This window comes from Clostridium sp. 29_15 (assembly GCF_001916075.1).
GTDB classification, from domain to species: domain Bacteria; phylum Bacillota; class Clostridia; order Clostridiales; family Clostridiaceae; genus Clostridium; species Clostridium lentum.
In genome coordinates this window covers 98,192-115,277 of record NZ_MNRT01000022.1, presented here as the reverse complement: position 1 = coordinate 115,277, position 17,086 = coordinate 98,192, and the positions used below count along the sequence as shown (strand labels likewise).

13 protein-coding genes and 1 other annotated feature are annotated in these 17,086 nt (G+C 29.7%); of the genes, 11 read left to right on the top strand and 2 right to left on the bottom strand.

Features of this window, described 5'->3' with window-relative positions:
- Positions 1-97: 97 nt before the first annotated feature.
- Complete coding sequence (locus tag BHW04_RS04440; RefSeq protein ID WP_022212884.1) at positions 98-430, bottom strand: HesB-like protein; 333 nt, start codon at positions 428-430, stop codon at positions 98-100.
- Between the two features lie 204 nt (positions 431-634).
- Here BHW04_RS04440 and BHW04_RS04435 point away from each other — a divergent pair, with 204 nt between their 5' ends.
- Positions 635-1,384 carry a hypothetical protein gene (locus tag BHW04_RS04435; protein ID WP_302699028.1) on the top strand — a complete coding sequence of 250 codons (750 nt, stop codon included), beginning with the start codon at positions 635-637 and terminating at the stop codon, positions 1,382-1,384.
- Between the two features lie 95 nt (positions 1,385-1,479).
- On the opposite strand, the gene leuS is transcribed toward BHW04_RS04435, so the two are convergent.
- The gene (gene leuS / locus BHW04_RS04430) at positions 1,480-3,930 is read right to left on the bottom strand and encodes a leucine--tRNA ligase (protein WP_302699027.1); all 2,451 of its coding nucleotides are present in this window, start codon (positions 3,928-3,930) and stop codon (positions 1,480-1,482) included.
- Between the two features lie 141 nt (positions 3,931-4,071).
- Positions 4,072-4,283, bottom strand: a binding site (T-box leader).
- 343 nt (positions 4,284-4,626) lie between these two features.
- Between leuS and BHW04_RS04425 the strand changes: the two genes are divergently transcribed.
- The 10 genes from BHW04_RS04425 (at position 4,627) to BHW04_RS04380 (ending at position 17,081) form a co-directional block, all read left to right on the top strand.
- Positions 4,627-5,835, top strand: a complete 1,209-nt coding sequence (locus BHW04_RS04425) for a NupC/NupG family nucleoside CNT transporter (RefSeq protein ID WP_022212887.1) — start codon at positions 4,627-4,629, stop codon at positions 5,833-5,835.
- A gap of 173 nt (positions 5,836-6,008) precedes the next feature.
- The gene (locus BHW04_RS04420; protein ID WP_022212888.1) at positions 6,009-6,713 is read left to right on the top strand and encodes a response regulator transcription factor; all 705 of its coding nucleotides are present in this window, start codon (positions 6,009-6,011) and stop codon (positions 6,711-6,713) included.
- Positions 6,714-6,786: 73 nt separating this feature from the next.
- Positions 6,787-8,961, top strand: a complete 2,175-nt coding sequence (locus BHW04_RS04415; RefSeq protein WP_302632151.1) for a HAMP domain-containing sensor histidine kinase — start codon at positions 6,787-6,789, stop codon at positions 8,959-8,961.
- 334 nt (positions 8,962-9,295) lie between these two features.
- Complete coding sequence (locus BHW04_RS04410; RefSeq protein ID WP_022212890.1) at positions 9,296-9,838, top strand: NADH peroxidase; 543 nt, start codon at positions 9,296-9,298, stop codon at positions 9,836-9,838.
- A gap of 188 nt (positions 9,839-10,026) precedes the next feature.
- A complete protein-coding gene (gene cls, locus BHW04_RS04405) occupies positions 10,027-11,457 on the top strand; it encodes a cardiolipin synthase (protein WP_022212891.1) in 1,431 nt (476 codons plus the stop codon).
- Between the two features lie 201 nt (positions 11,458-11,658).
- On the top strand, positions 11,659-12,708 hold the full coding sequence (gene aroB / locus BHW04_RS04400; protein ID WP_022212892.1) for a 3-dehydroquinate synthase: 1,050 nt from the start codon (positions 11,659-11,661) through the stop codon (positions 12,706-12,708).
- 25 nt (positions 12,709-12,733) lie between these two features.
- Complete coding sequence (aroA, locus tag BHW04_RS04395) at positions 12,734-14,032, top strand: 3-phosphoshikimate 1-carboxyvinyltransferase (protein WP_441294415.1); 1,299 nt, start codon at positions 12,734-12,736, stop codon at positions 14,030-14,032.
- Positions 14,010-15,086 carry a chorismate synthase gene (gene aroC, locus BHW04_RS04390; RefSeq protein WP_186834462.1) on the top strand — a complete coding sequence of 359 codons (1,077 nt, stop codon included), beginning with the start codon at positions 14,010-14,012 and terminating at the stop codon, positions 15,084-15,086. Before aroA ends, aroC begins: the two co-directional genes overlap by 23 nt.
- A gap of 63 nt (positions 15,087-15,149) precedes the next feature.
- Complete coding sequence (locus BHW04_RS04385; RefSeq protein ID WP_302652735.1) at positions 15,150-16,235, top strand: chorismate mutase; 1,086 nt, start codon at positions 15,150-15,152, stop codon at positions 16,233-16,235.
- Between the two features lie 33 nt (positions 16,236-16,268).
- A complete protein-coding gene (locus tag BHW04_RS04380; protein ID WP_302699024.1) occupies positions 16,269-17,081 on the top strand; it encodes a shikimate dehydrogenase family protein in 813 nt (270 codons plus the stop codon).
- Positions 17,082-17,086: the final 5 nt, after the last annotated feature.

Genomic DNA, 17,086 nt, shown 5'->3' with positions numbered 1-17,086 from the left:
ACCACTAATTACATAATATAAACTGAATAATTTTTCTAAAAAACAAAAAAGAGGTCGTCTACATAAATGATTTAAAAATCATTTATGAGACGTCCCCTTAATGACCGCAGCCACCTCCGCAAGAACCGCATCCACCTGCAACTTCGATAACTGGTTTAAGAGATAATCCTCTTCCATCATTTTCTTCAGAAGAAAGTAATTTAAATCCACCAAATTCATCAACTAATTTGCTTTCAGCTATGAAAGTTATATCATTCATTGTTTCAACAACATCATTTTCATTTGCTTCGTCAACAGTTATATTAAAAGCTGGACCACTGCATCCAAAACCTGCTAAGTTTATTCTAATACTATATTTTTCCACTTCATTTTCATCTAAGAAAGCTTTAAATTCTTTATATGCTTCTTCGCTTACTAAAAACTTATTCATATTATCACCTCAAAAATATTTTTCCAAATTATATTCATAGTATACCATATTACTCGGAAATAGCAAGGAATTTTTAAAAGGAGTATATGAGAGTAAAGGACATTTTTACAAAATTATAAATTATATTGAAAATTAAACAAATTAACAATATAATAAACCTATGTATATTGGCTAAAAATGTTGCTAAGAAAGGAATTGTTTGATTTGAAGCCCTTTAATGATAGTTATGTTTTAGAAAAAATAGATGAATATAGCAAAATAATTTCACCAGCTAAGGTTGGTAGCTATGAAATAAAAGCAATTGATGGATTAAAAGGAATAATACAAGGCTATTTATATGCTAAAGAAGGAGAAGTTAATAAGCCTATATTAGAACTTCATGGACCAGAGCATATATGGATGAGACTTACTCCTTTAGAAGTAGAAGGTGCGTATTTTTCAATAAAGAGAGCTCATGGAAAAGTGGGTGTAGTTGGCTTAGGGTTAGGCTATACTGTTTGGGAAATGGCTAAGAAAGAAAATGTTAGTGAAGTAACTGTTTATGAAATAAGCCAGGAAGTAATTGATTTGTATAATAAGAATTTTGCTGACAATCCTAAAATAAAAATAATTCAAGGCGATGCCTATACTGCAGAAAAAGATAAATTTGATTTCTTTTATGCAGATATATATGAATACAAATTAACTTCACAAGTAGTAGATGATTATGAGAAGTTTAATAGGCTTCATGAAATAGAGGAATATGCTTTCTTTGGTATGGAACATTTCTTATTAAGCTGTAAATATGAAGAAATCGTATGGGTTTACATACCTGAAAGTTGGATGGAAATGAGTAAGGATGCTTACAGAGCATTAGGTGAAGCAGGATACCTTTCTTATTATACTGCATTAGATGAAGAATTAGTAAGTCAAGTACTTGCTAAATTTAAACCAGTGCTAGAAGAGCTTAGTTAATGATGGATTATGAATTAAGGAAAAAACTCAGTTTAGGCTGAGTTTTTTTTATTTCTTAATAATCAAATAAAAAAAGAGTGATTAGGCACTCTTTTTTATTTTACTACTATATTAACAAGTCTTCCTTTGATTACTATGACTTTAACAATATTTTTACCTTCTGTAGCAGCAAGTATATTTTCATCAGTTAAAGCAGCTGCTTTAATTCCTTCTTCATCTAAATCAGTAGATACATTAATCTTAGATTTAATTTTTCCGTTTACTTGGATAGCTATTTCTACTTCATCTTTAACAAGAGCATTTGGGTCAAATATTGGCCAAGCTTCGTTAAATACTGAGTATTCACCAGTTAATAGATTCCATTGTTCTTCAGCAAAGTGAGGAGCAAATGGTGCTAAAGTCTTGATGAAGTCTTTGCATACAGTCTTTAAGAAGTCTAAGTTCTTAGTTTCTTCTTGAAGATATTTAGAAAATGCATTAACAAATTCCATCATTCTTGCTATAGCAGTATTGAATTGCATCTTATCAGCATCTTCAGTAACACCTTTAATTGCGTTGTTTAACCAGAAGTTTAATTCTTTTTCAGTTTTATCAATAGTGATTTTATTGTTTTCTCCATTAGCAATAGCTTCTCTAGCTAAATCTAAGTATCTTTCAATTCTATCTACGAATCTAGCAACAGATTTAATTCCATCATCACTCCAAGCTCCACCTTCTGTGTAAGCAAAACCAAACATTAAGTACATTCTAAATACGTCAGCACCGTATTCTTTAATGTAGTCATCTGGAGAAATAGTATTTCCTTTAGATTTTGACATCTTTAATCCATCTGGTCCTAAAATTAAACCTTGGTGAGTTAAGCTCTTAAATGGTTCGTCAAAGCTTAAGTATCCCATATCTCTTAAAGCTTTAGTGATAAATCTAGCATATAGTAAGTGCATGCAAGCATGTTCAGGTCCACCAACATATTTGTCAACTGGTAGCATTTTGTCTACTAAGTCCTTATCGAAAGCTTTTTCTGAGTTTTTGTTATCTACATATCTCATTTGGTACCATGAAGAACATACGAAAGTATCTAATGTATCGCATTCTCTTTTAGCTGGTTTACCACAGCATGGGCAAGTAGTATTGATGAATGATTCACATTTAGCCAGTGGAGATTTTCCATCAGGTGCAAATTGAACATCATATGGTAATTGTACTGGAAGATCTTTTTCTGGAACTGGTACAGTACCACAGTCTTCACAGTAAATCATAGGGATTGGGGCTCCCCAGTATCTTTGTCTAGAAACTAGCCAGTCTCTTAATCTATAATTAACTTTTGATTCACCTAATTTATTTTCTGCTAATTTAGCAACGATTTTTTCTTTAGCTTCTTCAGTAGTTAAACCATCAAATTGTCCAGAGTTAACAAGTACTCCGTATTCACAGTATGGAAGTTCAACTTCTTCACCTTTTTTGTTAGTGATAACTCTTTCTATTGGTAAGTTAAATTTAGTTGCAAAAGCAAAGTCTCTTTCATCGTGAGCTGGAACAGCCATAACAGCACCAGTACCATAAGTAGCAAGTACGTAATCACCAACCCATACAGGTACTTCTTTACCGTTTATAGGGTTTATTGCATATGAACCAGTGAATACACCAGTTTTTTCTCTTGAAAGAGATTGTCTTTCTATATCAGATTGCTTTTTAGCAGCTTCTTTGTATTCTTCAACGGCAGTTTTGTTTTCTGCAGTAGTTAGTTCATCTACTAATGGATTTTCAGGTGCTAAAACAACATAAGTTACACCATTTAATGTATCAACTCTTGTTGTAAATACATCAAAGCTAGTTGCTGAATTTTTAACTTTGAAAGTAACTTGTGCACCAGTAGATTTTCCTATCCAGTGTTTTTGCATAGCAACAGTTTTTTCTGGCCAATCTAAAGTATCTAATTTTTCTAATAACTCATCAGCATATTCAGTTATTTTAAAGAACCATTGAGTTAAGTCTTTTTTAGTTACTTCAGTAGAACATCTTTCACAATATCCTTCATGAACTTGTTCATTAGCTAAAACTGTATTACATGATGGACACCAATTTACAGGGGCTTTCTTTCTGTAGGCTAATCCCTTTTCGTAAAGCTTTAAGAATATCCATTGAGTCCATTTGTAGTATTCAGGAGTACATGTGATAACTTCATTTTCCCAGTTAAACATAGCTCCCATAGCTTTTAATTGATCTTCCATAGTCTTGATATTTTTTTCGGTAGAATCCCATGGATGAATTCCTGTTTTAATAGCAAAGTTTTCAGCTGGTAGACCAAAGGCATCAAATCCCATTGGTTGGAATACATTGTATCCTTGCATCTTCTTTAATCTTGCCCATGAATCAACTGGACCATAATTGAACCAGTGACCAGCATGTAATTGACTTCCAGATGGGTAAGAGAACATTTCTAAAACATATAATTTTTCTCCTTCTTTATTAGGATTAAATTTATAAAGTTCAGTTTCTTCCCATTTCTTTTGCCATTTTTTATCAATAGCAGTTCCATAGTTACTCATTTTAAAATCCTCCCTAGGTTAATTGATAATTGAAAATTGATTATGGATAATTGAGGTAAAAATTCCTCAGGAGTTTCATACATAATTCTAACTTTTCAATTATCTGCTTTTAATTAAATAAAAAAGCTTCCATCTCTATATTTAAGAGACGAAAGCTATTATTTCGCGGTACCACTCTTATTAGAAAATCAAAAAAAGATTTTCTCACTCGAAATCGTTAACGGGAATCCCGTACTTGCTTTTGACAAGTAAGTTCCAAGACAAGTTCCTATAATGTAAACACTGTTTTACACCTTCCAACAGTTCTCTTAAGATTACAAGGTTATAGTACTACTTCTTTTCAACACTTTATACTATATTATTTGTTTTTTATTATATAGTAATTAAGAAAGTTAGTCAATAATAGTGATAAAGCCTTTTTATAGGAATTTCAATATATGATATAATATGTTTATTACATACCAATATAGTATATAATTTAAGAAAAATTTAAAAAAAGAATATACTATATTATATATTTTTTAATATATGGTAAATATTGTTTTGTAGAAGGGGTTAAATAAGGGTATAATCGTAAATAGTTTATGAACATTAATATTTTGTAAAAATAATGCTCTTGTATAAGTGAAAAATTCTTGTAAATACTAAATTAGAGAGATAAGAATAAACTAACTGATGAAAGAAAAGGAGATTTTTATGGCAATTTTAAATAGCATTATAGGTATTTTATTTATATTTGCAGTGGCATACTTATTATCAAATAATAAGAAGCGTATAAAATGGAGAACCATAATAATTGGATTTTTAATTCAATTTGGATTTGCATTAGCCGTTTTAAAGTGGAGTGTAGGTAAGTATGTTTTAAGCAAGGTTGCTCTTGGAGTACAATCAGTTATCGATTATGCTCAAGAAGGTATTAGTTTTGTATTTGGTTCACTAGCTAATGATGGAAGTATATTTTTTGTTAATGTATTATGTGTAATAATATTTATATCCGCAGTTGTTTCTATACTTTACTATTTAGGAATAATGCAGTTTGTTATTAGAGTTATAGGGGGAGCTTTATCTAGGCTTTTAGGAACTTCCCAATTAGAAACAATATCTTCATCAGCAAATATTTTCTTAGGTCAAACAGAGGCGCCACTTTTAATTAAACCTTATGTTTCAAAGCTTACAGAATCTGAATTGTTTGCAGTAATGGTTGGTGGATTAGCATCAGTTTCAGGTTCAATATTAGTAGGATATTCAATGCTTGGAATTCCAATAGAATACTTAATTTCAGCAGCATTTATGGCAGCACCAGCTGGTCTTATAATAGCAAAAATTCTTTGTCCAGAAACAGAGCATGATAAGGTTCAAAATGAAGTTGAAATGATTAAAGATAATTCAGCAAATGTTGTTGATGCAGCATCAAAGGGTGCAATTGATGGGTTAGGTCTAGTTCTTAACATAGCAGCTATCATTTTAGCATTCGTTGCAGTTATAGCATTAATTAACGGTTTAATTGGTTGGATTGGAGGCTGGTTCGGTGTATCTGACTTAAGCTTACAAGGAATATTAGGATGGATATTCTCACCAGTAGCAGCGATAATAGGTGTTCCGTGGGGAGAAGCTGTAACAGCAGGATCATTAATAGGTCAAAAATTAATATTAAATGAATTTGTTGCATTTAGTAATATGGCACCTTTATTACCAGAATTATCAGCAAAGACTACAGCAATAGTAACATTTGCTTTATGTGGATTTGCTAATATTTCTTCTATTGCTATTTTAATAGGTGGTATAGGTGGAATGGCTCCAAATAGAAAAGCTGACATAGCAAGATTGGGATGGAAAGCTGTTTTAGGTGGAACATTAGCAAACCTTCTAAGTGCTACAATTGCAGGACTTCTTTTAACTATATAGTATAAAAAATCACATGGCAAAAGATCAATGTCATTAAGTTAATAAAATTACGTTAGTAATTGCTAAAGAGTATGATATAAAAAAAGTATCATGCTCTTTTTTTCTAAAAGTTTTGATTTTTGTATTTTTAATTTTATAGGCTATAATATTATGGAGAGGAGTTGAAAAGTTATATGAATACTGTTTTAGTAGTAGATGATGATAAGGAAATAGTTGATGCAATTGAAATATATTTAAAAAATGAGGGAATTGGTGTTATTAAAGCATATGATGGTATACAAGCTATTCAGGCATTGATGGAAAATGAAATACATTTAATATTGATGGATATTATGATGCCTAAGATGGATGGATTACGAACTACTATGAGGATTAGGGAGGAAAAAAATATTCCAATAATATTAATATCAGCAAAATCAGAAGATACTGATAAGGTATTAGGTTTAAATATGGGAGCTGATGATTATATTACTAAACCTTTTAATCCTTTAGAATTAATTGCTAGAGTAAAATCACAATTAAGAAGATATATGACTTTAGGAAATTACGTTAATGTTTCTAAAGAAGATGAAAAGGTAATAAAGTCCAGTGGATTAGAAATCAATTTGGAAAGTAAAGAAGTATTCGTTGAAGGTGAGTCTATAAGGGTTACAGCAACAGAGTTTGGTATATTAGAGCTATTATTAAAAAATAAGGGAAGAGTATTTTCTATTGATGAAATATATGAAAATGTATGGAAAGAACCAAGCTATAATGCTGAAAATACAGTTGCAGTACATATACGAAGGATTAGAGAAAAGATAGAAATCAATCCTAAAGAACCCAAATATTTAAAGGTGGTGTGGGGAATTGGTTACAAAATTGAAAAGTATGAATAAGAAATTTTTTAACTATTTCTTATATATTCTTATATTCATCTTTTTATCAATGTCGATTTTGTCAGGAGTTGAAGTGATTAACAACTATGATTTAACACTGCCAGAGAGGATTTATGTTGATTCATATCTAGCACAGGAAATAGATGATTATATAGGAATGGCGCTAGATTATGCTATTTATTATAAAAATGATGAATATGTTAATGATATAAACAATATAAACCAATATGAAATTGATAGTTATAAACAAAAAATAGAAAAAAAGATTGAAAGCCAATATCAAAATATCAAAAGTATAAGAGAAAGTTCGCAAGGTTTTCATGATTATAGTTATGATGAGCAACAGGCTATATTAAATGAAGAAAGAAAGAAGATAGAAGAGAAATATGCATATGATGAAGCCAGTTTACTTGAAGAAATTTTAGAAAGTAAAAAGACGGCATATGAAAATCTAAAAGTTCAGCTAAGTGCTTATAATAATATTGATTTTGCAGCTTTTGATATACTTAGTAATAGCTGGATTACTAAAAAAAAAGCAGATGAAGATTTGATAAAAGATACAAAATACTATTCTATAAGAAAGATTACCACTAATGATGGTGTTACTGAAAATGTATATATATCAGGAAAAAAATCTACTAATTCTCATATAGTAAATAGAATTAAAAGAAATTCTTCAGGATATTATACCAGTGGAAATTACGTATCATCATATATACAAAATCAATCATCCAAATATTATTATTTAAATAATTATAGTATAGAACTATATGTATGGATACCAAAAGTTTTGCAGAAGGGAGATTCTATATATAGTGCTTATAAATCTATTGAAGAGATAGGACATGTTATAGGTATTAAGATAATAGTATGTTTGGTATCAGTAGCTATATTAGCATTACTATTATATTTAAAAAAGAAAGAAAATAGCAGGATGCATGAAGTTGATATATTAATAGATAAATTAAAGAAATATCCACTTGAATATAAGTTGGGAGGCTTATTGTTAGCATACATAGCATATAAGCTAATATTTAATAGTTATTATAATAAAATACTTGGTGAAGGAAGATATTTAATTAGCTTTACTTATAGGAATATACTTATATTATCTATTATTTTAATTTTATTATATGTAACAGTAGAGACGTTAATAGTAAGCTATTCTGAGGGAGCAATTTTTGAAAATACTATTAGTAAAACCATATATTATACAACAAAAGATATAATTAAAAGAGGATCGTTCATAAAGAATATCTTTATAATTGGAATTATGTATATATCTACAGTAGTTATATTATTGTTGGTAGGTATATTTAATAATGGAAGGTTATTATGGCCATGTTTTATAGTAGGCTTTTTAATAAGTTTTGCTCTGCTTATCAAATTAATAAAAAGCATGGTATATTTAGATAAAATAATGCTTGGGGCAAAGGATGCAGCCAGCGGAGAATTAACCTATAAGATTGAGGAAAGAGGAAAAGGATACTTATCTAACTTGGCACATGATATCAATAATATTAAAGAGGGCTTAAGAAAGTCTTTAAAGAATGAAATGAAGAGTGAAAAGATGAAAAGTGAGCTTATAACTAATGTCTCTCATGATTTAAAGACTCCGTTGACCTCAATTATAAATTACATTGATTTATTAAAGCGAGAACCTATAGAACCAGAAAGTGCAAGAGATTATATTGCTGTTCTAGACAGTAAATCTCAAAGGCTAAAAGCGCTAATAGAAGATTTGTTTGAAGCTTCTAAAGCTGCAAGTGGTGAAATGGAGCTTCATTTGGCTAAAATAGATATAGTGCAGCTTCTAAGACAGACTTTAGGTGAGTTCGATGAAAAACTCATTGAGAGTTTATTAGAGATTAGAACTAATTTCCCAGAAGAAAAAGTTTATGTTAATGGAGATGGAAGAAGATTATTTAGAGTCTTTGAAAATTTAATTTCCAACATAACCAAATATTCTTTAAGAGGGACAAGGGTATATATTGATATTATTAAGGATGAAAAAAATGCCATTATTGTAATGAAGAATATCTCATCTTATGAACTAAACTTTGATGCTGGGGAAATAACAAATAGATTTAAACGTGGAGATGAAGCAAGGACTACAGAAGGATCTGGTCTTGGGCTTGCTATTGCTAAAAGTATAGTAGAGCTTCATGGCGGAGAACTGAATATAGAAATTGATGGAGACTTGTTTAAATCAATTATAAAAATGGAATTATATCAAGAGAATAATTAATAGAAAGAATCAAATAGCATTGTTATTTGGTGCTTTTAATTTATTTAAAGGAGTTAATAGAAGAAAGAAGTAACTAATGATTAAAAATATAACTATTCTTATCTAATTGATAATTAATATCATATAGAGAGGCTATAAAGCTTTTAGTAGTGCTAGTTGAAAGGTATTCTCAATTAGAAAAAAATTTAAAAAATTTTTAAAAAAGGGCTTGTAATTAATAATAATTATTATATAATAATAAGTGTAAGGTTACTTACAAGAAACAGAAGAGTAATTATTCAAAGTAGATATATAAATTTAAAAATATATAAAAGATTTTAGGAGGAATAAAATTATGAAGAAATTTGTATGTATAGTATGTGGATATATTCATGAAGGAGAAGCTGCACCAGCAGAATGTCCAGTTTGTCACGTAGGAGCTGATAAGTTCAAAGAACAAACAGGAGAAATGACTTGGGCTGCAGAACACGAAGTAGGAGCTGCACAAGGAGCTTCAGAAGACATAATGGCTGATTTAAGAGCAAACTTTGAAGGAGAATGCTGTGAAGTTGGTATGTACTTAGCTATGGCAAGAGTTGCTCATAGAGAAGGATATCCAGAAATAGGATTATACTGGGAAAAAGCTGCTTACGAAGAAGCAGAACATGCTGCTAAGTTTGCTGAATTATTAGGAGAAGTTGTTACTAATTCAACTAAGAAAAACTTAGAAATGAGAATTGAAGCTGAAAATGGAGCAACTGAAGGTAAGTTCGATTTAGCTAAGAGAGCTAAAGCTGCTAACTTAGATGCAATTCATGATACAGTTCACGAAATGGCTAGAGACGAAGCTAGACACGGAAAAGCATTCCAAGGATTATTAAACAGATACTTTAAATAAAAAAATAAATGAATATAGAGTTATATCAAATTAATTTGATATAAGATGATGAAAAAGGAATTCTAATTTGAATTCCTTTTTTAATATTAATAAATTTGAGGTTTTATATTCCTTATTAGTATAATATAAATTAATTAAAGTATATAATAAAAATATTATATAAAACCAAATGCTAAGGGGGAATAAAAGTGCAATTTTATATTGCTGTAGCTATATTACTAATGTTAGTTAATATGATATCTGTATTTTCTTTGATTTTTATTGAAAGAAAAGATCCAACTACTACATGGGCTTGGTTATTAATTTTGCTGCTTATTCCTGGAGTAGGATTTATTGTTTATTTACTTTTAGGACAGAATTTAAGTAGACAGAAAATATTTAGAGAAAAGAAAATAATTGATAAGACTAGAGCTGCTGGATTAGAAGAAATGCAGGAGATTCATGGAATAAAGATGGAACTTCAAGATGAATACAGTGATTTAATCTTAATGAATTATAATCAATGTGGATCAATTTACACTACAGGTAATGAAGTGAAAACATATATAAGTGGTGAAAAGAAATTTCAGGATTTAATTAAGGATATTAGGTCAGCTAAAAGCTTTATACATATTGAATACTATATTTTTAGATTTGATGACTTAGGAAAAGCTATTATAGATGAGTTAAAATCAAAGGTGGATGAGGATGTTGAAGTAAGGCTTTTAGTAGATGGAATGGGCTCTAAAAATTTAAAGCAAAAAGAAATAAGATATATTAAGAGTTTAGGAATAAAATTTAGTATCTTTTTTCCAGGGGCATTTCCAAGAATAAATACAAGAATCAACTATAGGAATCATAGAAAAATTGTAATTATTGATGGTGAAATAGGATATGTAGGTGGATTTAATGTAGGAAATGAATATGTTAATAGAGGACATCAATTTAAATTCTGGCGAGATACTCATTTAAAAGTGAAAGGGCAAGCTGTAAATGAGTTAAATAAAAGATTTATTTTAGATTGGGATTATGCTTCTAATGAAAATTTTGATAATATAATAAAATATTTTCCTAAGCCTAAGGAGTATGGACGTGTAGGTATGCAGATAGTATCTTCTGGACCAGATCATATGGATGAATATATAAAAATTGCTTATATGAAAATAATAAATAATGCTAGAAAGTATGTATATATTCAGACACCATATTTAGTTCCTGATGAACCGATTTTGGAAGCTCTAAGAATATCGGCATTATCAGGTGTTGATGTGAGAATTATTGTTCCTGATAAGCCAGATCATTTCTTTATGGAGTGGGTATTAAGTGCTAATATAGCTAACTTAATAGATTATGGGGTGAAAATATATAGATATAATAATGGTTTTATTCATTCCAAAACAATAGTGTCAGATGATATTGTTAGTAGTATAGGAACAGCCAATATGGATAATAGAAGCTTTAGATTGAATTTTGAAGTTAATGCTTTTATATATGATGGAGTAGTGGCTAAGGAACAATCGAAAATATTTTTAAATGATCAAAAATTCTCAACATTTGTAACAAAAGAAGCATATGAAAAAAGAAGTAGGGTATTAAGAATAAAAGAATCTTTAATTAAGCTAGTATCACCTATTCTATAATTTGAAAAGTATTTATAAGAGGTGCCTATAGGTGGTGAAATATAGGAGTAATCTCAGAACATTAGATTATTTTATGTATTTTACTATTTATGATAATATAAAATTATATTTATGTGTATAGATAAATGAATAATTAAGAATGGATAGTTAAAAATTCATTTTTAATTCTTCATTTTAATTTTTATTGAGGTGGCGTTTTTATTGGAATTAAAAATTGATTTAATTAAAAGAAGTTATCCTATCATTATTGAAAAGGGATTAATTAATAATATTCAATATAAAATAAAAGAACTATATAAAGGAAAGAAAATTTTTATCTTAACAGATGATAATGTAAATAATTATTACGGAAATAAAATAGTAAATAGCTTGAAAGCAGAAGGATATGATGTAAGATTAATGGCTCTTGAAGCGGGAGAACATAGTAAGTCCTTTAGTACATTACCTAAAATATACAATGAAATGTTAGATTTTAAATTAACAAGAAGTGATATAGTTATTACTCTAGGTGGTGGAGTAATAGGTGATATTGGAGGATTTGCAGCCTCAACTTACTTGAGAGGAATTAAATTTATTCAAGTGCCTACTTCTCTTTTAGCACAAGTAGATAGTAGTGTTGGTGGAAAGGTAGCTGTTGATTTAGCAAGAGGTAAAAATCTTGTAGGAAGCTTTTATCATCCAATAGCAGTTTTTATTGATCCAGAAGTATTAAATACTCTAAGTGATGAATTCTTTACTGATGGAATGGCTGAAGTAATTAAATATGGATGCATTAAAGATAAGAAGTTTTTTGATTTTTTAAATAGCTTAGATAGTAAAGGAAAGCTTATGGATAATATTGAAGAGATAATTTATACTTGTTGCAACATTAAAAAGCTTACAGTAGAAAGAGATGAAAAAGATAAGGGTGAAAGAATGTTATTAAACTTTGGTCATACACTAGGTCATGCCATAGAACAGTATTATAACTATTCAAAATATACCCATGGAGTAGCTGTAGCTATTGGTATGTATGAAATAACAAAAATAAGCGAAGAAAAGGGTTTTACGAAAAAAGGTTCGGCAGAGAAGATTAAAGAAATACTTAAAAAGAATAAGCTTCCTTATGAAATGGATATCAATATGGGAGAGGTTATTCACAGCATTGAACTAGATAAGAAGAACTTAGGCAATGACCTTAATTTAATTTTACTTAAAGAAATAGGAAATGCAGAAATAGTAAAAAGTAACAAAGGCTATTTTGAAAATTGATAATTTAAATAATGGAGGAATTTTTGTGGCTGATTTAAAAGTAGGAAATATGAGGCTTATGGGGAATGTAAAAGTACCTCCTTCAAAAAGTATGGCTCATAGGGCAATCATTTGTGCAAGTCTTTCTGAGGGAGTCTCTAAAATAGAAAATATTGATTTTTCAGATGATATTATTGCCACTATGGAAGCAATGAAAGCATTGGGAGCTAAGATTTATCAGAATAAAAATTATATAGAGATTCAGGGAATAAATCATAATGAAGATAATAAAGAGTTAAAGATTATTGATTGCAATGAATCAGGTTCAACTTTAAGATTTTTAGTACCAATTTCTTTATTGATTCCAGGAAAAAAGAAGTTTATAGGCCGAGGTAATTTAGGAAAAAGACCATTAAATACATTTTACGAAATATTTGAGCAGGATAATATAGAGTATTCTTTTGAGGAAGGTATTTTAAATCTGCAATTAGAAGGTACCTTAAAAGGAGGAGAATATTATTTAGCTGGAAATATCAGTTCTCAATTTATAACTGGATTATTATTTACCTTACCTTTAATTAATAGGGATTCAAAAATAATAATAACAACAGAAATGGAATCAAAAGGTTATATAGATTTAACATTATCTGCATTAAGGGATTTTGGTATAGAAATAATAAATAATGATTATAAAGAATTTATTATTAAAGGTAATCAGCAATATAAAGCAAGAAATTATAGGATAGAAGGTGATTATTCTCAAGCTACATTTTTCTTAGCGGCAAATTCCATAGGTAATAAAGTGGAAATAGATGATGTGTTGGCAAACTCAGCACAAGGTGATAAGGAAGCTCTTGATATTTTAGCAAGGATGGGAATGTCAATAGAATGGAATAAAAGTAAAAATAGAATTGTTCCAGTAAAAAATATAGGTTTAAAAGCCACTGTAATAGATGGTTCTCAGTGCCCAGATATTATTCCTGTATTATCGGTGGTAGCGGCTTTAGCACAAGGGACTACTAAGATTATAAAGGCTGGTAGGCTTAGAATTAAGGAATGTGATAGATTAAAGGCTGTAGCATCGGAACTTACTAAGCTAGGTGCTAAAATAGAAGAAAAAGAAGATGGGCTTATTATTGAAGGTGTAGAAAGTTTAAAAGGTGGAGTAGAGGTGTGGAGTTGGAAAGATCACAGAATAGCAATGACTTTAGCAATTGCAGCTACAAGATGTGAGGAGCCTATTATATTAAAGGATTATGAATGTATAAGTAAATCATATCCATCATTTTTTGATGATTACAGAAGATTAGGAGGTATAGCAAGTGAGTGGAATGTGGGGAAATAAAATCAAGATATCTATTTTTGGAGAATCTCATGGTAATGCCATAGGAATTAATATAGATGGACTTGAACCAGGTTTTGAAATAAATTTAGATAAAGTATCATCTGAGATGAAAAGAAGAGCTCCTGGTAGGAATAATTTATCAACGCCAAGAAAAGAAGCTGATGAACCAGAGATATTAAGTGGATTTTTTCAGGGAAAGACTACAGGAACTCCTCTTTGTGCCATCATAAGAAATAATAATACTAAGTCTAAGGATTATGGAAAGCTTAAAGATATAATGAGGCCTGGTCATGCTGATTATACAGGGAAGATTAGATATAATGGTTTTAATGATTATCGAGGTGGTGGTCATTTTTCAGGAAGAATAACAGCATCTATTGTTTTTGCAGGAGCAATATGTAAGCAGATATTAGAAGCAAAGGGAATTAAGATAGTGTCTCATATAAAATCTATTGGTACAATTGAAGATAAAAGCTTTTTAGATGAAAAAATTACGGAAGGTTTTATTAATTCATATATGTCAAAAGAGTTACCATTAATAGATGAATTGAAAGAAGAAGCTATGAGAAAAGAGATACTGCTAGCTAAGGAAGAGTTAGATTCAATTGGTGGTACTGTTGAGTGTGCAGTTCTTGGGATAGAGCCTGGAATAGGTAATCCATTTTTTGATTCAGTGGAATCTACTTTAGCACACTTAATGTTTTCTATACCAGCAGTAAAAGGCATTGAATTTGGTAGAGGGTTTGAGCTTACTCAAATGAGAGGAAGTCAGGCTAATGATTCTATGTATTTTTCAGGAGAAAAGGTTTTGACTAAGACCAATAATAATGGTGGTATATTAGGCGGAATAACTAATGGCATGCCAGTTATATTTAAGGTTGCAATAAAGCCTACATCGTCCATATTAAAATCACAAAATACTGTAAATATCAATACAGGGGAAGAAACAGTTTTAGAGGTAAATGGTAGACATGATCCATGTATAGTTCAAAGAGCACTTCCTGTAATAGAAGCAGCAACAGCAATAGGAATTTTAGATTTAATTGAAAATTAAATCTAAGTTAATCATTTCATGGATGTTAGCGGTGGCGTTTAATTGATAGGAAGGGGTATTTCAGTGTTAGATATAGATAAGTTAAGAGATGAAATAGATGATATAGATAAACAGATTATTGAGCTTTTTGAAAAAAGAATGGATGTTGTGTTAAATGTGGCAAAATACAAGATGGAAAGAAATCTTCCAATTTTTAATGGAGCTAGAGAAAATGCTGTTATTGAGAAGAATTTAAAAAGACTTAAAAATAAAGATTATAGTGACTATGCTGAAAAATTTTTAAATGATATGATGACAACCAGTAGAGAACTTCAGCAAAGTATAATGGGGCAATTAAAGATAGGAGTACAAGGTGTAGAAGGATCTTTCAGTGAAGAGGCAAAAATAAGCTATTTTGGTGAAGAAAAAGGTATGGTATTTTATGATGAATTTGAAGATGTATTTGATGCTTTAAAAAATGGTGAGATAGATTATGGTGTATTACCAGTGGAAAACTCATCAACAGGTGCCATTACAGTGGTATATGATTTAATGAAGGATTATGGCTTTTATATTGTAGGAGAACAATGTGTAAAAGTAAGACAAAATTTAATTGGATTAAAGGGTACAAAGATATCAGATATAAAGGAAGTATATTCTCATCCGCAAGGGTTTGCTCAAAGTAGTGAGTTTTTAAAGGAGCATAAAGAATGGATTCAAATACCATATCATAACACAGCTTTAAGTGTAAAGTATGTCTGGGAAACAGGGGAAAAATCAAAAGTAGCTATTGCCAGTGAAAGAGCAGCTAAGAGATATGGACTTGAAGTTGTTAAAGGTAATATCAATGATGAATCAGAAAATACCACTAAGTTTATTGTTATTGGCAAAAATTTAGAATATGATAAATTTTCTAATAGGGTAAGTATAGTATTCTCACTAGAGGATGAAGCTGGAACATTATATAAACTTTTAAGGCATTTTTCAGAAAATAATATAAATCTTAAAAAGATAGAATCAAGACCAATAAGCAACTTGCCATGGAAATATGTATTATATATAGACTTTGAAGGAAATCTTAATAATGCAGAAGTAAAAAATGCAATATCATTAATTCAAGAAAAAAGCAGATACTTTAAATTATTAGGAAATTATAAAAGCAAAGAATAGAAAAAATAAAAAATTAAAAAAGGGGGCATTGTAATGGAATTTTTAGGTGTGTTAGGAGAAAAGCTCCCACATACTTATTCTCCTATAATAAATAAAAGAATAATGGAGCTAATTAATGTGGAAGGAGCTTATAAAAAGTTTGAACTGCCAAGAGGAAATATGCAGAAATTCATTGATGGAGTGAAAACTTTAGATATAAGAGGATTTAATGTAACCATTCCATATAAGGAAGAAGTTATGTCTTTCTTAGATTATATTTCTGATGAAGCAAAGAATATTGGGGCAGTAAATACTGTAGTTAATAAAGATGGAAAGCTTTGGGGTTATAATACTGATTATTTTGGCTTTCATAGTACTTTAAAAATAGCAAATATAGATGTAAAAGGCAAAAGAACGGTTATTTTAGGTAGTGGTGGTGCTAGTAAAGCTATTAGGGAGGTACTTTTAGATGATGGGGCTGAAGAAGTATATATAGTAAGTAGATATCCACAATATAGTTCAGAGAATAGCAAGGATAAAAGAGTTAAGCTTATTAATTATGATGAGTTGGTAAAGCTTAATGGATATTTATTGGTAAATTCTACGCCGGTAGGTATGTATCCAAAAGTAGGTGTATCTGCTGTGGGAGATGAAATTATAGAAAAATTTCAAGCGGTAGTTGATATAGTATATAATCCTACAGAAACAGAAATATTAAGAAGAGCAAGAAGTTTAGGAAAGATTTCAATTGGTGGATTATATATGTTAGTAGGGCAGGCTGTAAAAGCAGAAGAAATCTTTAACCAAATTGAAATAGATAAAGAAATCATAAATATTATTTATAATGAATTGAAGAAAGACTTTTAGTGGGG